This window comes from Streptomyces canus (assembly GCF_030816965.1).
Taxonomy (GTDB): Bacteria; Actinomycetota; Actinomycetes; order Streptomycetales; family Streptomycetaceae; genus Streptomyces; species Streptomyces canus_E.
The window spans coordinates 3,540,871-3,559,347 of sequence record NZ_JAUSYQ010000002.1 but is presented as its reverse complement, the minus strand read 5'-3'; the positions used below and the strand labels follow the sequence as shown (position 1 = coordinate 3,559,347).

The 18,477-nt window shown below is 70.1% G+C and carries 18 protein-coding genes; 17 read left to right on the top strand and 1 reads right to left on the bottom strand.

Features of this window, described 5'->3' with window-relative positions:
• The first annotated feature begins 6 nt into the window (after positions 1 to 6).
• From QF027_RS17190 to QF027_RS17120, 15 genes are all read left to right on the top strand, one after another.
• Positions 7 to 534 (top strand): GNAT family N-acetyltransferase, encoded by a 528-nt coding sequence (locus QF027_RS17190; protein WP_306981282.1) that lies wholly within the window; start codon positions 7 to 9, stop codon positions 532 to 534.
• A 15-nt stretch (positions 535 to 549) separates the two neighbouring features.
• Positions 550 to 1,731: a hypothetical protein gene (locus QF027_RS17185; RefSeq protein ID WP_307075488.1), complete on the top strand. Its 1,182-nt coding sequence runs from the start codon at positions 550 to 552 to the stop codon at positions 1,729 to 1,731.
• Positions 1,732 to 1,779: 48 nt separating this feature from the next.
• The gene (locus QF027_RS17180; RefSeq protein WP_307075485.1) at positions 1,780 to 2,544 is read left to right on the top strand and encodes a TIGR03936 family radical SAM-associated protein; all 765 of its coding nucleotides are present in this window, start codon (positions 1,780 to 1,782) and stop codon (positions 2,542 to 2,544) included.
• Positions 2,545 to 2,807: 263 nt separating this feature from the next.
• Positions 2,808 to 6,854 (top strand): Rne/Rng family ribonuclease, encoded by a 4,047-nt coding sequence (locus tag QF027_RS17175; protein ID WP_307075484.1) that lies wholly within the window; start codon positions 2,808 to 2,810, stop codon positions 6,852 to 6,854.
• Positions 6,855 to 7,065: 211 nt separating this feature from the next.
• Entirely contained in the window at positions 7,066 to 8,133 is a 1,068-nt protein-coding gene (locus QF027_RS17170) for a glucose-1-phosphate thymidylyltransferase (RefSeq protein WP_306981286.1), read from the top strand.
• Positions 8,130 to 9,116, top strand: coding sequence for a dTDP-glucose 4,6-dehydratase (rfbB, locus tag QF027_RS17165; RefSeq protein WP_306981288.1), 987 nt, complete (start codon positions 8,130 to 8,132; stop codon positions 9,114 to 9,116). Before QF027_RS17170 ends, rfbB begins: the two co-directional genes overlap by 4 nt.
• Positions 9,113 to 10,006 carry a dTDP-4-dehydrorhamnose reductase gene (gene rfbD / locus QF027_RS17160; RefSeq protein ID WP_306981290.1) on the top strand — a complete coding sequence of 298 codons (894 nt, stop codon included), beginning with the start codon at positions 9,113 to 9,115 and terminating at the stop codon, positions 10,004 to 10,006. The genes rfbB and rfbD overlap by 4 nt, the downstream gene beginning before the upstream one ends.
• On the top strand, positions 10,003 to 11,595 hold the full coding sequence (locus QF027_RS17155) for a glycosyltransferase family 2 protein (protein WP_307075482.1): 1,593 nt from the start codon (positions 10,003 to 10,005) through the stop codon (positions 11,593 to 11,595). The genes rfbD and QF027_RS17155 overlap by 4 nt, the downstream gene beginning before the upstream one ends.
• Before the next feature lie 20 nt (positions 11,596 to 11,615).
• Positions 11,616 to 12,203, top strand: coding sequence for a dTDP-4-dehydrorhamnose 3,5-epimerase (gene rfbC / locus QF027_RS17150; protein ID WP_307075480.1), 588 nt, complete (start codon positions 11,616 to 11,618; stop codon positions 12,201 to 12,203).
• A gap of 104 nt (positions 12,204 to 12,307) precedes the next feature.
• Positions 12,308 to 13,102: a class I SAM-dependent methyltransferase gene (locus QF027_RS17145; RefSeq protein ID WP_307075478.1), complete on the top strand. Its 795-nt coding sequence runs from the start codon at positions 12,308 to 12,310 to the stop codon at positions 13,100 to 13,102.
• A gap of 277 nt (positions 13,103 to 13,379) precedes the next feature.
• Positions 13,380 to 13,700 (top strand): 50S ribosomal protein L21, encoded by a 321-nt coding sequence (gene rplU, locus QF027_RS17140; RefSeq protein WP_030601628.1) that lies wholly within the window; start codon positions 13,380 to 13,382, stop codon positions 13,698 to 13,700.
• Positions 13,701 to 13,714: 14 nt separating this feature from the next.
• The gene (gene rpmA / locus QF027_RS17135) at positions 13,715 to 13,969 is read left to right on the top strand and encodes a 50S ribosomal protein L27 (protein ID WP_057615924.1); all 255 of its coding nucleotides are present in this window, start codon (positions 13,715 to 13,717) and stop codon (positions 13,967 to 13,969) included.
• 105 nt (positions 13,970 to 14,074) lie between these two features.
• The gene (gene obgE / locus QF027_RS17130) at positions 14,075 to 15,511 is read left to right on the top strand and encodes a GTPase ObgE (RefSeq protein ID WP_306981298.1); all 1,437 of its coding nucleotides are present in this window, start codon (positions 14,075 to 14,077) and stop codon (positions 15,509 to 15,511) included.
• A 103-nt stretch (positions 15,512 to 15,614) separates the two neighbouring features.
• Positions 15,615 to 15,953 (top strand): hypothetical protein, encoded by a 339-nt coding sequence (locus tag QF027_RS17125; protein WP_307075476.1) that lies wholly within the window; start codon positions 15,615 to 15,617, stop codon positions 15,951 to 15,953.
• Positions 15,954 to 15,955: 2 nt separating this feature from the next.
• Positions 15,956 to 16,090 (top strand): hypothetical protein, encoded by a 135-nt coding sequence (locus tag QF027_RS17120; RefSeq protein ID WP_307075474.1) that lies wholly within the window; start codon positions 15,956 to 15,958, stop codon positions 16,088 to 16,090.
• A gap of 81 nt (positions 16,091 to 16,171) precedes the next feature.
• Here QF027_RS17120 and QF027_RS17115 read toward each other — a convergent pair whose 3' ends face one another.
• A complete protein-coding gene (locus QF027_RS17115) occupies positions 16,172 to 16,408 on the bottom strand; it encodes a hypothetical protein (RefSeq protein WP_306981302.1) in 237 nt (78 codons plus the stop codon).
• A 140-nt stretch (positions 16,409 to 16,548) separates the two neighbouring features.
• On the opposite strand from QF027_RS17115, the gene QF027_RS17110 reads away from it, so the two are divergent.
• Entirely contained in the window at positions 16,549 to 16,740 is a 192-nt protein-coding gene (locus QF027_RS17110) for a hypothetical protein (RefSeq protein ID WP_307075472.1), read from the top strand.
• Between the two features lie 135 nt (positions 16,741 to 16,875).
• Positions 16,876 to 18,426 (top strand): alkaline phosphatase D family protein, encoded by a 1,551-nt coding sequence (locus QF027_RS17105; RefSeq protein ID WP_306981306.1) that lies wholly within the window; start codon positions 16,876 to 16,878, stop codon positions 18,424 to 18,426.
• Positions 18,427 to 18,477 lie beyond the last annotated feature (51 nt).

Sequence of the window (18,477 nt, the reverse complement as noted above, 5' to 3'; positions counted from 1 at the left end):
GGGGCGATGCCGCAGCTGACCCTGCCCGACGTCCGGTTCCACGCCTCCTACCTCGACGCGGTACGCGAGTTCACCGATGCGGGCCAGGACCCGGCCGTGCTGGAGAGCGGGCAGCTCGGGCTGTACGAGAAGGCATGGCGGGAGCCTGCGGGATTCGCGGCCTACGTGGACATGCTGCGTGCGGAGACGGAACGGCCGCGCAGGCCGGACTGGGTGCCGATGACGAACCTCTGGTACGTCGAGGACGACACCTTCCTCGGCAGGCTCTCGATACGGCACCGGCTCACCCCGTACCTGCTGGAGCTCGGTGGCCACATCGGATACGTGGTCCGTCTCGGCGCCCGGCGACGGGGACACGCCACCGCCATGCTCGCCGCCGCCCTGCCCGTCTGCCGTCAACTGGGCATCGACCGGGCCCTGGTCACCTGTGACGCCACCAACACCGCGTCTCGTAAGGTGATCGAGGCCAATGGCGGAGAATTCGAGGACCGGCGCGGCATAAAGCTGCGGTACTGGATCCGTACGGGGAACTGAGGCGTCTACGTCGTTATGGACCTGGAGAAGCAGCCCGCGCCGCAGGCGCCCCCGCCCGAGGGATGCCTGACCGTCGCGATTCGCATCCCCGTACGCATCGTCGTGCTCGTGCTGGTCGTGCCCGTGCGGATCGTGTGGGACGCGTTCGTCGTGGTGGGGCGGTTCCTGCGGGACAGCGTGCTGCGGCCGCTGTGGCGGGCGCTGGTGGTCTGGCCCTGCGTGGCCCTGTGGCGCTACGTGGTCGTGCCCCTCGCCAAGGCGGTCGGATGGCTCGCCAAGGTGCTCGTCGTCCTCCCTCTGGTGTGGCTGTACCGGTATGTGCTGACGCCGGTCGGGCAGGGCATCGCGTGGCTGGCGCGGGGGATCGTGGCCGGGCTGGTGTGGGTGTACGCGCGCGTGCTCACTCCGGTCGGGCACGGGATCGTGTGGCTTCTCAAGGGCGTCGGCGCGGTACTCACACTGATCGGGCGCGGCATCGCGTGGGTCGCGCGGGGGATCGTGGCCGGGCTGGTGTGGGTGTACGGGCGCATGTTCACTCCGGTCGGGCACGGGATCGTGTGGCTCCTCAAGGGCGTCGGTGCCGTGCTCGCCTGGATCTTCACGCCGATCGGGCGCGCGATCGTCTGGTGCGCCAGGGGGCTCGCATGGCTGGCGAGCACCGTTGTCACCGGCATCGGTGTCGCCCTGTACTGGATCGCCCGCATCCTGCTCGTCCTGCCGGTGGTCGCCCTGTGGCGCTGGGTCCTCGCGCCCATAGGGAGGGTCCTCGCCGTCGTCGGCCGGGAAGTGTGGGACGCGCTCGGACACGCCTGGCGGATCGCCGGGCACATCTCCCTCGCTGTCGGCCGGTTCCTCGGGACCCTCTTCCGGTGGATCTTCGTCGAGCCGGTGCGCTGGGTGTACCGCGCGGTGCTGACCCCGGTCGGGCACGTGATCCGGGACGTGGTGCTGCGCCCCGTCGCCGAGGCGGCGCGCAGTGTGGGACGGATCACCCGGGCAGCCCTCGCCTCCGCCCGCGAATCCGTACGGCAGGCCCGGGCCGACTTCCGGCGGATGCTCTTCGGCGATGCGGGCGCCGTGCGCGATGCCGGCGCTGTCGGCGAGACCCGTGAGCGTGAGGCGGTGGCCCTGCGGGAACCGACGGGCGCCGACACACGTACTCTTGGTAGCAGTACGACCGCACTCACGAAGGACTGAGCGACACTGGGCAAGCGACAGCCCGAAGGCCCGCCGCCCGCACCGGCGGTGCAGCGCATCCGACTGCGCTACACCAAGCGCGGCCGCCTCCGGTTCACCAGCCACCGTGACTTCCAGCGCGCCTTCGAGCGTGCGCTGCGCCGCGCCGAGGTGCCCATGGCGTACTCGGCGGGGTTCACGCCGCATCCGAAGGTGTCGTACGCCAATGCCGCACCCACCGGCACGGGCAGTGAGGCGGAGTACCTGGAGATCGCGCTCACGCAGGCGCGCGACCCGGAGAAGCTCCGGCTCCTCCTCGACGAGTCGCTGCCCGCCGGGCTCGATGTCGTCGACGCGGTCGAGGCCCGGACCTCGGGACTCGCCGACCGGCTCACCGCTTCCGTGTGGGAGCTCAGGCTGGACGGCGTGGACCCGGCAGAGGCCGGGCGCGCGGTCGCCGCGTTCAACGCCGCCGAGGCGATCGAGGTCCAGCGCACCACCAAGAACGGTCTTCGGACCTTTGACGCCCGCCCCGCGGTCGTACAACTTGAAACGCACAGTGAACCTGCTGATAGGCCGACCGGCCAGCCCTGTGCGATACTGCGGCTGGTTGTTCGGCACGTGACGCCTGCCGTTCGACCCGACGACGTCCTGTCCGGTCTCCGCGCCGTGGCCGACCTGGCGCCGCCGGTCCCCGCAGCGGTGACCAGGCTGGCGCAGGGGCTGCTCGATGAAGAGACCGGCACGGTGACCGACCCGCTCGCGCCCGACCGCGAGGCAGTCGAGGCCCCCTCAACGGCCGAACCGACTGCCGCCGCGAAGGCGCCGGCGTAAGGAAGGTCCCGCGAAGGACGGGCGTCGTAGCGCAGCCCTCGTACTCGGGAGCCACCTGGGTCGGGCAGTGCACTGACCACAAGACTTTCGCCAGGCCGTACCCAACAAGGGCGTACGGAACCGGCGAGACAGGACACAGAGAGCTCCCGTGCGGCGCCCGCGCCCCGGACGGCGGCACCGCGCATCGCGCGAGCCGCGGACGTCACCGGCATCCCTGCCGGACCAGGTGCGGCGCCCGGGAGCCTGACGGGAGAAATGCCCGCATGCTCGAACCGACCGAACCCCTCGAGGGTTCCGAACAGAACACTCCCAGCGACACCCTGCCGCCGCGTCGTCGGCGCCGTGCCGCGTCCAGGCCGGCGGGACCGCCGGTCGCCGCCGCCCCGGGCGGCGAAGAGGTCGTCGCTCCGGCCATACCGGCCGCGGAGTCGGAGGACCTCGTCACGGACGAGGAGGAGAAGCTCGACGAGAACGTCGAGACCACCGAGACCGCTGCGCCCGCCGGGCGTCCGCGTCGGCGTGCGACGCGCCGGGCCTCCGCGCCTGCCGGGGCCCCCGCGGCGGCCGAGGCTGCCGAGACCGTGGTGCCGGTGGTGACCGAGGCACCCGCCGAGACCGCGGCCGCGGAGAGCGCGCCTGCCGTCGAGGCCGAGGACGCCGCCCCGCCCGCCGGGCGTACACGTCGGCGCGCGACGCGTCGGGTGTCCACCCCCGCTGACGCGCCCGTGGCCGCCGAGGCCGAGGCTCCGGTGACCGCCGAGACGCCTGCCGAGGCCGAGAGCGCCGATGAGGCGCCGGTTGCCGAGACCACCGCGCCCGCCGGGCGTACGCGTCGCCGGGCCTCCCGGCGTGCCGCCGCGCCCGCCGGTGCTCCCGAGGCCGCGGAGACGGTCGAGTCGCCTGCCGCCGCGGAGGTCGCCGAGACCGTCGAGCCGGTGGCCGCGGAAGCGCCCGCCGAGACCGCCGATGCCGAGGACGCCACCTCGCGTCGTTCCCGCCGCCGTGCCACGCGCCGCGTCTCCGCGCCTGCCGGTGCCCCTGAGGCCGAGGCCGCCGAGGCCACGCCGTCCGAGCCGGTCGCAGAGGCCCCCGCCGTGCAGGAACCCGCCTCCGAAGCCCCCGCACCCGTCGCCGAGACCCCCGCCGAGGACGCCGCCCCGCGCCGTGCCCGCCGTCGGTCCGTTCGCCAGGCCGCCACCGGGTTCTCCGAGCCCGCGCGGCGTGCTCGCGGTGCCGAGGACGAGGACGAGTCGGTGCGTCGGCCGGCGCGCCCCGCGGTCGCGGTGTTCCAGGCGCCCGTCTTCACCGAGCCGCAGTTCCAGACCCCGCAGCGGGCCGCAGCCGAGGCCGCCGCGGAGGCGGAGACCGGGCAGAGCGAAGAGCCGGTCGAGTCCGCCGAGCCGGTCGAGGAGATCGCCGAGGAGCAGAGCGGGCCGCGGCGCCGCCGCCGTCGTCGGGGTGCCGGTGACGAGCCTGAGGTGCAGCAGACCGCCGCCGAGACCGTCGTAGAGGAAGAAGAGACGGACGAGGCCGCCGACGAGGACTCCGCAGACGCGGATGACGTCGAGGAGACCGGGTCGCGGCGTCGCCGTCGCCGCGGTGGCCGTCGCAGGCGCCGGGGCGAGTTGGCCGAGGCGTCCGGCGACGAGGACTCGGAGGACTCCGACGAGTCCGCCGCCGGCCAGTCCGCCCAGGACGACGAGGGTGCCGAGCAGGACGACGAGGACGACGAGGACGCCCGATCCGACGAGTCCGGCGGCTCCAGCTCCAGCCGTCGCCGCCGTCGCCGCCGTCGCCGGGCCGGGGACTCCTCCGCGGACACCGAGCCCGATGACGGCGACCCCGAGCGGACCGTCGTCAAGGTGCGCGAGCCCCGCCCCCTGCGGGAAAGGGTTTCGGAGCCGTCCGACGAGGTGCAGTCCATCAAGGGCTCGACCCGTCTGGAGGCCAAGAAGCAGCGCCGCCGCGAGGGCCGTGAGCAGGGCCGCCGTCGGGTCCCGATCATCACCGAGGCCGAGTTCCTCGCCCGCCGCGAGGCCGTCGAGCGGGTGATGGTCGTCCGGCAGAGCGGTGAGCGCACGCAGATCGGCGTGCTCGAGGACGGTGTGCTCGTCGAGCACTACGTCAACAAGGAGCAGGCCACCTCGTACGTCGGCAACGTCTACCTGGGCAAGGTCCAGAACGTGCTGCCGTCGATGGAGGCCGCCTTCATCGACGTCGGCAAGGGCCGCAACGCGGTGCTCTACGCCGGTGAGGTCAACTTCGAGGCGCTCGGCATGGCCAACGGGCCGCGCCGCATCGAGAGCGCGCTGAAGTCCGGTCAGTCGGTGCTGGTCCAGGTGACCAAGGACCCGATCGGCCACAAGGGCGCGCGGCTCACCAGCCAGGTCTCGCTGCCCGGGCGCTACCTCGTGTACGTCCCCGAGGGCTCCATGACCGGCATCAGCCGCAAGCTCCCCGACACCGAGCGCGCGCGTCTGAAGACCATCCTCAAGAAGATCGTCCCCGAGGACGCGGGCGTCATCGTACGCACCGCCGCCGAGGGCGCGAGCGAGGACGAGCTGCGCCGCGACGTCGAGCGGCTGCAGGCGCAGTGGGAGGACATCCAGAGGAAGGCGAAGAGCGGCAACGCCCCGACGCTGCTCTACGGCGAGCCGGACATGACCGTCCGGGTCGTCCGCGACATCTTCAACGAGGACTTCTCCAAGGTCGTCGTCAGCGGTGACGAGGGATGGGAGACCATCCACGGATACGTCTCGCACGTCGCGCCCGACCTGACCGACCGGCTGTCGAAGTGGACCTCCGAGGTCGACGTCTTCGCCACGTACCGGATCGACGAGCAGCTCGCCAAGGCGCTGGACCGCAAGGTCTGGCTGCCCAGCGGCGGTTCGCTGGTGATCGACCGGACCGAGGCGATGGTGGTCGTCGACGTCAACACCGGCAAGTTCACCGGTCAGGGCGGCAACCTCGAGGAGACGGTCACCAGGAACAACCTGGAGGCGGCCGAGGAGATCGTGCGTCAGCTCAGGCTGCGCGACCTCGGCGGCATCATCGTCATCGACTTCATCGACATGGTCCTGGAGTCCAACCGGGATCTGGTGCTGCGGCGCCTGCTCGAGTGCCTGGGCCGGGACCGGACCAAGCACCAGGTCGCCGAGGTGACCTCGCTGGGCCTGGTCCAGATGACCCGCAAGCGGGTCGGCCAGGGCCTGCTGGAGTCCTTCTCCGAGACCTGCGTCCACTGCAACGGCCGCGGTGTCATCGTGCACATGGAGACGCCGACCTCCGCCGGTGGCGGCGGCAAGCGCAAGAAGCGCGGGCGCGGTGGTGACGAGCACGTCCACGAGGCCGTGGCCGCGGTAGAAACGCCCGAAGCGCCCGAAGAGGTCGAGACCGAGGCCGAGCTCGCCGCCGAGGTGGCCGAGCCGATCGCGCTCACCCCGGCTGAGTTCGCGCCCGACGAGGAGCTGTACAGCAGCGTCGCCGAGGCGGAGGCCGCGGCCACCCGCGGGCGTGGCCGGCGTAGGGCGAGCCGTCGGGCGTCCGCTCCGGCCGGCGCCCCGAGGGGTGGCGGGTCGAGGAGGTCGGGCGGTGCCGAGGCGCCGGCCGACCAGGAGAGCCCGGTCTCCGAGGACGTCGAGGTGCCGACCGCTCAGGCCGTGCCGGCCGAGGTGGAGGCCGAGCGTCCCGTGCAGCCGGAGACGGCCGCCGAGGCGCAGGCCGAGCCGGTCGCCGCGGAGGACCCCGTCGTCGAGGCCGTGTCCGCGAGCGAGCCCGCCGCCGACGAGGCCGCTCCCAAGGGCCGTACACGCCGCCGGGCCACCCGGAGGGCATCGGCCCCGGCCGGTTCCCCGACGGGTGCCGAGGCCGCCGTGGTGACGGTCGCCGAGACCGCGCCGGTGGCCGAGCCGCAGGCCGAGCCGGCCCCGGCCGCGTCGGCCGAGCCCGAGGCGGTCGCCGAGAGCGCCGCCCCGGCCCGTCCGCGTCGTCGTGCCGTCCGCAAGGCCACCGCGCCCACCGCGTCCGAGGAAGCGGCCGTCGTGGTCGTGCCCTCGGCGGAGGCCCCGGCCGAGGCGGAGGCGGAAGCGCCCGTCGAGGAGGCGGCTCCGGCCAAGAAGACGGCCCGTAAGACGGCCAAGAAGGCCACGGCGAAGAAGGCCGCGACCAAGAAGGCCACCACCGCCAAGAAGACGGCGGCGAAGAAGACCGTGGCCAAGAAGACGACCGCGAAGAAGGCGGCGTCGAAGAAGACGGTGGCGGCCGAGCAGCAGTCGCCGCGGTCCGTCTCGACCCAGGCCGACGAGGCCTGACGGACGGTCACCGCATAGTTTCGGCCGTCTGAAGATCGAAATCCGCTCCCGGTTCGCCGGGGGCGGATTTCGTGATTCTGTGGCTATTGCGACTGACAGAAAGTTGTCAATCGGTGATCGATCATGTGAATGGCTGGTGAATCCCCGGCCTGTCCCCAGGGTTATGATGTGAGCCGAGATTGACGCTTAATTTAGACAAAAAGGGATTTTCGTGAAGGCTCTCGTGCTCTCCGGGGGAGCGGGCACCCGCCTCCGCCCGATCACCCACACGTCCGCCAAGCAGTTGGTGCCGGTCGCCAACAAGCCAGTGCTGTTCTACGGCCTGGAGGCGATCGCCGAGGCCGGGATCAGCGAGGTGGGCATCGTCGTCGGCGACACCGCGGACGAGATCCGTGAGGCGGTCGGTGACGGTTCCCAGTTCGGGATCAAGGTCACCTACATCCCGCAGGAAGCGCCGCTGGGCCTCGCCCACGCCGTGCTCATCGCGCAGGAGTTCCTCGGTGACGAGGACTTCGTCATGTACCTCGGCGACAACTTCATCGTCGGCGGCATCACCGGTCTGGTGGACGAGTTCCGCGCCGAGCGGCCCGAGGCGCAGATCCTGCTGACCCGGGTCCCCAACCCCACCTCCTTCGGTGTCGCCGAACTCGACGCCGACGGCCGGGTGGTGGGCCTGGAGGAGAAGCCGAAGCAGCCCAAGAGCGACCTGGCGCTCGTCGGCGTCTATCTCTTCACCCCGGCCATCCACGAGGCCGTCCGCTCCATCGAGCCGTCCTGGCGCGGCGAGCTGGAGATCACCCACGCCATCCAGTGGCTGATCGACCAGAAGCGCGACGTCCGCTCCACGACCATCTCCGGCTACTGGAAGGACACCGGCAACGTCACCGACATGCTGGAGGTCAACCGGTCGGTCCTGGAGACCGTCGAGCCGGTCAACGAGGGCACGGTCGACGAGACCAGCGAGATCATCGGCCGGGTCCGCATCGAGGCGGGCGCCAGCGTCCGTGGCAGCCGGATCGTCGGTCCTGCCATCATCGGTGCCGGCACGGTGGTCAATGACGCCTACATCGGTCCGTTCACGTCCGTCTCCGAGGACTGCCGGATCGAGGACAGCGAAATCGAGTACTCCATCGTGCTGCGCGGTTCGTCCGTGACCGGCGTGCGCCGCGTGGAGGCCTCGCTCATCGGACGTGATGTCGAAGTCACGCCCGCGCCCCGTAACCCCAAGGCACACCGGCTCGTGCTCGGTGATCACAGCAAGGTGCAGATCTCTTCATGACCACTCGGATTCTGGTGACCGGCGGTGCCGGCTTCATCGGCTCGCACTACGTCCGTACCGTGCTCGGCCCTCAGGGCCCAGGTGACGTCTCGATCACCGTCCTGGACAAGCTGACGTACGCGGGCAACCCGGCCAACCTCGACGAGGTGCGCGAGCACCCGGGCTTCGCCTTCGTGCAGGGCGACATCTGCGACCCCGAGCTGGTCGGCAAGCTGATGGCCGAGCACGACCAGGTCGTCCACTTCGCCGCCGAGTCGCACGTCGACCGTTCCATCGACGGTGGCGCGGAGTTCGTGCGCACCAACGTGGTCGGCACCCACACCCTCATCGACGCGGCCCACCGCGCGGGCATCAAGACCTTCGTGCACATCTCCACCGACGAGGTCTACGGCTCGATCGACGAGGGCTCCTGGCCCGAGACGCACCCGCTGGAGCCCAACTCGCCGTATTCCTCGGCGAAGGCGTCCAGTGACCTGATCGCGCTGTCGTACCACCGCACCCACGGCCTCGACGTGCGGGTGACCCGCTGCTCCAACAACTACGGGCACCACCACTTCCCCGAGAAGGTCATCCCGCTCTTCGTGACCAACCTCCTCGACGGCAAGAAGGTCCCGCTGTACGGCGACGGCGGCAACGTCCGTGACTGGCTGCACATCGACGACCACGTCCAGGGCATCGAGCTCGTGCGCACCAAGGGCCGCGCCGGCGAGGTCTACAACATCGGCGGCGGCACCGAGCTCTCCAACAAGGAGCTCACCGGTCTGCTGCTGAAGGCGTGCGGCGCCGACTGGGAGACCAGCGTCGAGTACGTCGAGGACCGGAAGGGCCACGACCGTCGCTACTCCGTCGACTGCACGAAGATCCGCGAGGAGCTCGGCTACGAGCCCCGCAAGAGCTTCGAGCAGGGACTCGCCGAGACCGTGCAGTGGTACCGCGACAACCGCGCCTGGTGGGAGCCGCTGAAGGAGCGGGCCGCGCTGTGACCGACAACCGCACCTGGCTGGTCACGGGCGCGGGCGGCATGCTGGGCCAGGACGTCCTGGCCCGGCTGGCCGAGGCGGGGGAGCGGTATGTCGCCCTCGACCGCGCGGCGCTGGACCTCACCGACGCCGAGGCCGTGAGCGCGGCGCTGGACGAGCACCGGCCCGCCGTGGTCGTCAACTGCGCCGCCTGGACGGCCGTCGACGACGCCGAGACCCGCGAGGACGAGGCGCTCGCGATCAACGGCGACGGGCCGCGTCACCTCGCCGACGCCTGCGCCGGTACCGGCGCCGTGCTGCTGCATGTCTCCACGGACTACGTCTTCGCCGGGGACGCCCAGGAGCCGTACGCGGAGGACGCCCCCACCGCGCCCCGCAGCGCCTACGGCCGCACCAAGCTCGTCGGGGAGAAGGCCGTGCTGGGGATCGAGCGCGGGTACGTCGTGCGCACCGCCTGGCTCTACGGCACCGGCGGCCCCAACTTCGTCCGCACGATGATCAAGCTGGAGACCGTCAAGGACACCCTCGACGTCGTCGACGACCAGCGCGGCCAGCCCACCTGGACCGTCGACCTGGCCGACCGCCTGGTGCGCCTCGGCCAGGCGGCTCTCGCGGGGACCGCTCCCGCCGGTGTCTATCACGGCACCAGCGGTGGTGAAACGACGTGGTTCGGGCTCACCCGGGAGATCTTCCGGCTGCTGGGCGCCGATCCCGAGCGGGTCCGGCCGACCACCAGCGCGGCGTTCGCCCGCCCCGCGCCCCGGCCCGCCTACAGCGTGCTCGGGCACAACCGCTGGCAGCAGGCCGGCATCGAACCGATTCGTGACTGGTCCGAGAGTCTCAGCTGCGCGATGCCCGTGTTGGTCGCGGAGCTCCAGGAGGGGAACCCATGACCGTGAAGGTCAGCATCATCATCCCGGTCTACAACGCGGGGGACTACATCGAGCGCCCGATCAACTCGCTCCTGAAGCAGTCACTGCCGCAGGACGAGTTCGAGGTGATATTCGTCGACGACGGATCGACCGATGATTCCGCGGAGCGGCTGAAGAAAATAGCCGACAACACGGAGAACTTCCGGGTGTTCTCCATGCCGAACTCGGGCTGGCCCGGGCGTCCCCGCAATGTCGGTGTCGCCAACGCACGCGGAGAGTACATACATTTCCTCGACCAGGACGACGCCTTGGGGCCGAAGGCGCTGGAGGTGATGTACGAACGGGCGCAGAAGAATCGTTCCGACATAGTCGTCGGTAAGGTCAAGGGCAACATGCGCGGCCCGATTCGTCTTTTCCGTGAGTCGGCCGACAGCGTCGGCCCGGAGTTCGCCGAGCTGTACGAGACGCTGACCCCGCACAAGATGTTCCGGCGCCAGTTCCTGCTCGACAACGACATCACATTCCAGGAGGGGCGCTGCCGCCTGGAGGACCAGATGTTCCTGGCCAAGGCCTATCCGCTCGCCAAGAGCATAACGATAGTCAGCGATGTCGTGTGTTACGACTGGAGCAAGCGCGACGACGGCAGTAACAACAGCAAGAGCCGGACCGAGCCGGGTGACTACTATCCCTGGCTCGCCAAGACCGCGCAGATAGTCAAGGCCAACACGAGCCCGGGACCGGTGCGCGACGCCTTCCTGACGCGCAATTACCGCGTCGAAGTCCTGCGGAACACCTCCACACAGGGTTTCCTCAAGGGCGATCCCTTCAGCATGGGGCACTACGAGGCGGCCCGTAAGGTGGCGGTCGAGGAGTACTCGGATTCCGTCCGTGAGGGGCTGCCGCCGCTGTGGCGGTTCCGCGCCGAACTGCTCGAGGCCGACCGTGTCGAGGACCTGCGCAAGGTGGCCGAGCGTTACCGTGACACCGTCAGTGAGGTCGAGTTCAGCGGCCCGGTGCGCTGGCGGCGGGGTGTGCTGGTCGCGCCGTTCCGGGCCCGGCTGCGCTACCAGGACGGTGCCACGGTGAAGGTCAGGAAGCTGGGCGACGGCTACGGCCTCGACCTCGCCGTGGTCCAGGGGATAGACGGCGGGCCGGAATGGTCCTTCAAGGACATAGAGAACCGTGCGGTCGTGGATTTCCAGCTGCGTCAGCGCAACAAGTCGCAGGCTTGGTTTGCCGAGGTCGAGTCCAAGCTGGCGGTGGCCGCCGACGGGACTGTGGAGATCAAGGGAACCGTCCGCGTCGACCCGGACACGGCGGCATGTGGCGGTCGGCTCCCCAAGGGGCTGTACGACGTCCACGTCAATGTCCAGATGCTCGGGATCGAACGCATGGCCCGTATCGAGGGCGGCCCCGTGAGCGAGCTGCTGCCCTGCGGTGGTGAGCGGTCCCAGCGACTGAACATCCAGGCCGCTCCGTACTGGACCAGGGACGGGCGGCTCGCCCTCGACATCGGCGGGAACATGCACCCGGTCCCGGACAAGTCCCGTGATTCCCAGGCCACTTGGCGAAAGGTCGCCAAGAAGGTCAAACGAGTTCTCTCATCCTGAACCGGAGGTCCCGCTCCATCATGAAGCCCCTTTCGATCGAAGGCGCCTGGGTCCACGAGCCCAGCGTCTTCCCGGACGAGCGCGGCAGCTTTCACGAGTGGTTCCGCGGAGCGGATTTCCGCGCGAGCACCGGGCATGACCTGTCCCTTGCCCAGGCGAACTGCTCGGTCTCCCGACGCGGCACCCTCCGCGGGGTCCACTTCGCCGACGTGCCGCCGAGCCAGGCCAAGTACGTGAAGTGCGTACGCGGCGCCGTGCTCGACGCCGTCGTCGACATCCGGGTCGGCTCTCCCACCTACGGGCAGTGGGAGCTGGTCCGTCTCGACGACGAGACACACGCCTCGGTCTACCTGTCCGAAGGCCTCGGACACGCCTTCCTGGCGCTGACCGATGACGCGACCGTCGTCTACCTCTGTTCCGAGGGCTACGCGCCGGGGCGGGAGCACGGCATCCATCCCCTCGATCCCGAGCTGGGCATCGAATGGCCGGCGGATGTGGAGCCGTTGCTTTCGGACAAGGACGCCGCCGCTCCGACGCTGGCGGAGGCGGCGGCACAGGGCCTGCTGCCCCGTTACGAGGACTGCGTCGCCTATCGCTCGGAACTCTGAAAGCCTATGAAGTTACTGTCCGGTAGGTGTTTACTCCCCGGTCGAACCCCGGCTAGCTTCCGTAAATCGCTTAGTCGTCAACCACCTTGAAGGGCGCACTTTACGTGGATCGGCACGGGTTTCTCCGCCAACTGCACAAGGTCTATCGCCCCCGTAACTACCTTGAGATCGGAGTGAACGACGGCCGCAGTCTGACGCTGTCCCGCGTTCCCACGGTCGCCGTCGACCCGGCGTTCAAGGTGACGTCGGAGGTCAGCTGTGATGTGCACATGGTCAAGGCCACGAGCGACGACTTTTTCGGTCGCAAGGACCCGCTGATCCACCTGCGCAACGGCCGCAACCCGTTCCGCGCGCTCGCCCGCCGCGATCCGCTGAACTTCCTGGGCGGTGACCCGCGGATCGAGATGGCGTTCATCGACGGCATGCACCTCTTCGAGTTCGCGCTGCGGGACTTCATGAACGTCGAGCGGCACTCGCGCTGGTCCAGTGTGATCGTGCTGGACGACATGCTGCCGCGCAACGTCGACGAGGCGGCCCGCGACCGGCACACGGGCATGTGGACCGGCGACGTGTTCAAGGTGGCGCAGGTGTTGCGGCGCTACCGCCCCGATCTGGTGGTGGTGGAGCTCGACACGAAGCCCACCGGTGTCGTGGCGGTCTTCGGAGCCGATCCGACCAGCACCGTGCTGAAGGACAACTACGACAAGATCATGGAGGAGTACCGCGCCGACGACCCGCAGGTCGTTCCGGAGGAGGTACTGCTGCGCAAGAACGCCGTCCAGGGCGAGATCCTGCTCGGGGCGGACTTCTGGCCGGCCCTCGTGCGGGCCCGCAATCTGCGCCGCCCCCGCTCGGCATTCGCGCCGATCAGCCGCAGCATCCGAGCGGTGACCGGCTGACACCGGCTGGTCCGCCGGGCCGGGTACCCACGGCCCGGCGGGCGCCATTCTGATTCAGCGCCGCGGCCGCTCCCGTTTCCCGACCGGCTCGAGGTCCGATTTGACCCCCACGCCGGGGCCCCGTAGCCTTGAGCGTCGGCGTGTCCATCGTGGCCGCCACATCCCCGTAAACCTCTTCCTTCCGGGTGCTCCGGCTGTCCGGGAGAGGTCGCCCGTGCTCTCGGCCGGGCGGCTGGACTGCGGGGGTGCCGTTCCCGAGCGAGAGAGTGAGATCCGCGTGTACGCCATCGTGCGCAGCGGTGGTCGCCAGCACAAGGTTGCTGTCGGCGACATCGTTGAGGTTGACAAGATTTCCACTGCCAAGGTTGGCGACACGGTCGAGCTCTCGACCCTGCTCGTTGTCGACGGCGAAGCTGTCACCAGCGACCCGTGGGTGCTGGCCGGCATCAAGGTCCAGGCCGAGGTCGTGGACCACCACAAGGGCGTCAAGATCGACATCCTTCGCTACAAGAACAAGACCGGCTACCGCCGTCGTCAGGGCCACCGCCAGCAGTACACGGCGATCAAGGTCACTGAGATCCCCGCGGCTGCGAAGTAAGGGACTGAGGAGAGATGGCACACAAGAAGGGCGCATCGTCCACCCGTAACGGTCGTGACTCCAACGCTCAGCGCCTCGGCGTGAAGCGCTTCGGTGGTCAGGTCGTCAACGCGGGCGAGATCCTGGTCCGCCAGCGCGGCACCCACTTCCACCCCGGCGCGGGCGTCGGCCGTGGCGGCGACGACACGCTGTTCGCCCTCGAGGCCGGTTCGGTGCAGTTCGGCACCAGCCGTGGCCGCAAGGTCGTGAACATCGTTCCGGTCGCCTGATCGGAAACTTTCGCGAGGCGGACCTCACTTCCCTGGTGGGAAGGCGGGTCCGCCTTTCGCGTGTTAAGCCAGTAGTACTCGTGACGTTTTTGGAGGCACCGAACCATGACCACCTTCGTGGACCGCGTCGAACTGCATGTCGCCGCGGGTAACGGAGGTCACGGCTGTGCCTCCGTCCACCGTGAGAAGTTCAAGCCGCTCGGCGGCCCGGACGGCGGGAACGGCGGTCGCGGCGGTGACGTGATCCTCACCGTCGACCAGTCCGTCACCACGCTGCTCGACTACCACCACTCCCCGCACCGCAAGGCCACCAACGGCAAGCCCGGCGAGGGCGGCAACCGCTCCGGCAAGGACGGCCAGGACCTGGTCCTGCCGGTACCGGACGGCACCGTCGTCCTCGACCGGCAGGGCAACGTCCTCGCCGACATGGTCGGGCACGGCACCTCGTACGTCGCCGCCCAGGGCGGCCGCGGCGGCCTCGGCAACGCGGCGCTGGCCTCCGCCCGCCGCAAGGCCCCCGGGTTCGCGCTGCTCGGCGTGCCGGGAGACCTCCAGGACATCGTCCTGGAGCTCAAGACCGTCGCCGACGTGGCGCTGGTCGGCTACCCGAGCGCGGGCAAGTCCTCGCTGATCTCGGTGCTGAGCGCGGCCAAGCCGAAGATCGCCGACTACCCCTTCACCACGCTGGTCCCGAACCTGGGCGTGGTGACCGCCGGCTCGACCGTCTACACCATCGCCGACGTGCCGGGCCTGATCCCGGGCGCCAGCCAGGGCAAGGGCCTGGGTCTGGAGTTCCTGCGGCACGTGGAGCGCTGCAGTGTCCTCGTGCACGTCCTGGACACCGCCACGCTGGAGTCCGACCGCGACCCGCTCTCCGACCTCGACATCATCGAGGCGGAGCTCAGGGAGTACGGCGGCCTCGACAACCGTCCCCGCATCGTCGTCCTGAACAAGATCGACGTACCGGACGGCAAGGACCTCGCCGAGATGGTGCGGCCGGATCTGGAGGCGCGCGGCTATCGCGTGTTCGAGGTGTCCGCGGTCGCGCACATGGGGCTGAAGGAGCTGTCCTTCGGGCTCGCCGAGCTGGTGGGCAAGGCGCGGGCCGCCAAGCCCAAGGAGGAGGCGACCCGGATCGTCATCCGGCCCAAGGCCGTGGACGACGCGGGCTTCACCGTGGTCCGCGAGGAGGACGGGCTGTACCGGGTGCGCGGCGAGAAGCCGGAGCGCTGGGTGCGGCAGACCGACTTCAGCAACGACGAGGCCGTCGGCTACCTCGCCGACCGCCTCAACCGCCTCGGTGTGGAAGAGCAGTTGATGAAGGCGGGCGCCCGCTCGGGCGACGGCGTCGCCATCGGCCCCGAGGACAACGCGGTCGTCTTCGACTGGGAGCCGACCGTCATGGCCGGCGCCGAGATGCTCGGCCGGCGCGGCGAGGACCACCGCTTCGAGGCACCCCGGCCGGCCGCCCAGCGCCGCCGCGACAAGCAGGCCGAACGGGACGAGGCGACCCAGGAGTTCGACGACTTCGAGCCCTTCTGAGTGAATGCCGGGCGACGTCCCGGCATACCGAAGGACAGCCAACGGCCCTTCCTGACAGTCGTACGGGGCAATCCGTACGACTGTCACAGGAGGAACGTGGCATGTGCGTGCCACGAAGAGGGTGGCGCACGGGCTCGCCGTCGCCCTGGCGCTCGGCGGGATCGTCACCCTGCCCACCGACGGCTGCGCCGACTTCGCGGTGGCCGCGCCCGACCGGACCGTCGTGGGGAAGGCGAAGGCCGGGTTCGTCGGTGTGCTGTACGGCTCGGCGAGCGACCTGAAGACCTCCACGAAGCAGGTGTTCAGCCAGAACAGCGCGGGGACACCGGGCACCGCCGAGGTGGGCCACCGGTTCGGCAGCGCGCTCACCACCGCCGACCTGGACCGGAACGGATACACGGACCTGGTCGTCGCCTCCGGCTCGGCGCGAGCGACCTGCTGACCGTGGGCGCTCAGCACGACCTGTCGGCGATCGGCGGGCCCTTCACCCGCGGCGGCTCGGCCACCGGGAAACGCCAGGTGGTCAAGGACAGTTACGACAGCCGTGTCCTCAACCCGGCCGTCGGCGACCTCAAGTGACGTGAATCGGGACGGCTGCGACGACATCGTCGTGGGCGGGGGCCGGGCCGGGCCGGGCCGTCGACGGCTACGAGGGGACACCTACCGCGCCAAGGGCGGCCGTATCACCTGGATACCCGGTGCCTCGGGCGCCCCCGACGGTGTGGCCGCGCAGTTCGTCAACCAGGACAGCCCCGGCGTGCCGGCACCGCCGAGCGGGGCGACGGCTTCGGGACCGACATCCAGCTGGCCGGCGTCGACGGTGACGGGTACCTCGACGTGGGCACCGGCGTCGTGCTCAGCGGCCGGGCCGACGAGCTGACCGGCGCCGGCTCCCACCAGGTGGTCACGCAGAACAGCATCCGTCCATGTAGGTGACGCGAACGGCGACGGACTGGCCGAGGTCGCGGTCGGCGCCCAGGGCGAGAGCCCCGGCTCGGGATGCGTGGGGTCCCTTCCGCTCCCGGCGGGAGTACGTCGTGTCGCCTGGCGGTGCGCCGCTTCCGGCCGCCACCCTGGCACCGAACGGAACGTTCACCTTCGGCCACACCCTGCTCGGTACGCCCGCCGCGAAGGCCCGTCTGGGCTGGGGCTTCGTCAACGAAACCCAAAAGATCGTCAGTCGGCAGTGTCTTGAAGGCCGTTGCGCCGGGATCACGTTCATCATGTGATGCCCGAGTCGCAACGGCTCTTCTGTTGTCTACCTGTTTGTCATGTACGCGGACGCTCTGGTTCAACGCCCGGATCCCCCCGAAGCGTGAGCTTCCAGGGTGTCCAAGAGGTCAGCGACGCAAGGGAGTTCGCCCATGTACGGAGCAGCATCACCCGGCCGACGCCGCTTTCTGACCGCAGGCGCCGCCGTGCTCGGTGCCGCCGCCTCCGCCCAGCTGTGGCTGCCGGGTACCGCGCGAGCGGCGGAGACCCCGCTGCCCGACGGTGTGTTCAGCCTCGGTGTGTCCTCCGGTGACCCGTTGCCGGACGGCATCGTGCTCTGGACCCGGCTCGCCCCGGACCCGCTGAACGGCGGAGGTATGCCCGACAGGGTGGTGCCGGTGGATTGGGAACTCGCCGAGGACCAGCGTTTCAGAACCGTGGTCCGCCGGGGCACCGCCCAGGCCCTGCCCGCGTTCGGACACAGCGTGCACGTCGATGTACGGGGCCTGCGCGCGGGCCGTACGTACTGGTACCGCTTCCGCGCCGACGGCCAGCTCTCGCGCACCGGCCGCACCCGCACCGCCCCCGCCCGGCACACCTCCCAGGGCAGCCTGTGCGTCGCGCTCGCCTCCTGCCAGAACTGGCAGCAGGGCTACTTCACGCCGTACGCCGACATGCTGGACCAGGACCCCGACGTCGTGCTGTTCGTCGGCGACTACATCTACGAGTCGGCGCCGTCGTCGGCGGGTCCGCGCCGGCACGAGGGCACGGGGGAGCCGTACACCCTCGTCCAGTACCGCAACCGGTACGCCCAGTACCGCACCGACCCTGACCTCGCCGAGATCCACGCGAGCACGCCCTGGGTGGTCACCTTCGACGACCACGAGGTCGACAACGACTGGGCCGGCGAGATCCCGCAGGACCCCGACAAGCAGCAGCACGACGCGTTCGTGGCCCGGATGACCGCGGCCTTCCAGGCGTACTACGAGCACATGCCGGTCCGTGCCACCGCTTTCCCCGGGGGCCCGCACATCCAGATGTACCGGCGTCTGGAGTTCGGCCGTCTGGTCCGGCTGAACCTGCTCGACACCCGGCAGTTCCGCAGCGACCAGGTCACCGGTCAGGCGGCCGCCCAGGATCCCTCGCTCACCATGCTCGGCGCCGAGCAGAAGCAGTGGCTCCTGGACGGGCTGCGCGACTCACCGGCCCGCTGGAACGTCATCGCCTCGCAGATCATGATGGCCGAGACCGACATCCTGCTCGGCGAGGGCAAGCTCTGGTACTACGACGCCTGGGACGGCTACCAGGTCGAGCGCAACGCGCTCCTGGAGGAGTTCAGAAGCGTGCGCAACCCGGTCGTGCTCTCGGGCGACCGTCACCTCACGATGATCAGCGACCTCAAGGAGGACTACGCCGACCCGTCCTCCCGGGTGGTCGGCGCCGAGTTCGTCGGGACGTCCATCTCCAGCAACGGCGACCAGGACCAGGCCGCCTTCCACGCCCAGTGGGACCCGCTGAAGGCCGACAATCCGCACTGGAAGGTCATCGACGCGCACCGCGGCTACCACCTCTTCGACATCGACCGGCACGGCATCGACGCCCAGGTCCGGGTCGTGGACACGGTGGTCAAGCCGCAGGCGACGCCCAGCACGCTGGCGCGGCTCCGGGTGGACGCGGGCAAGCCCGGAGTCCGTTTGGTGTGAGGACGTTGCCTGAGAGGGGCCTGGTCTTCATCACGGTCCCACGCTCCTCTC

Bases quoted from the DNA above. Each gene is read 5' to 3' on its own strand.
- QF027_RS17190 (WP_306981282.1), top strand. From the start codon at position 7: ATGCCGCAGCTGACCCTGCCCGACGTCCGGTTCCACGCCTCCTACCTC.
- QF027_RS17185 (WP_307075488.1), top strand. From the start codon at position 550: ATGGACCTGGAGAAGCAGCCCGCGCCGCAGGCGCCCCCGCCCGAGGGA.
- QF027_RS17175 (WP_307075484.1), top strand. From the start codon at position 2,808: ATGCTCGAACCGACCGAACCCCTCGAGGGTTCCGAACAGAACACTCCC.
- rfbB (WP_306981288.1), top strand. From the start codon at position 8,130: ATGACCACTCGGATTCTGGTGACCGGCGGTGCCGGCTTCATCGGCTCG.
- QF027_RS17155 (WP_307075482.1), top strand. From the start codon at position 10,003: ATGACCGTGAAGGTCAGCATCATCATCCCGGTCTACAACGCGGGGGAC.
- rfbC (WP_307075480.1), top strand. From the start codon at position 11,616: ATGAAGCCCCTTTCGATCGAAGGCGCCTGGGTCCACGAGCCCAGCGTC.
- rpmA (WP_057615924.1), top strand. From the start codon at position 13,715: ATGGCACACAAGAAGGGCGCATCGTCCACCCGTAACGGTCGTGACTCC.
- obgE (WP_306981298.1), top strand. From the start codon at position 14,075: ATGACCACCTTCGTGGACCGCGTCGAACTGCATGTCGCCGCGGGTAAC.
- QF027_RS17105 (WP_306981306.1), top strand. From the start codon at position 16,876: ATGTACGGAGCAGCATCACCCGGCCGACGCCGCTTTCTGACCGCAGGC.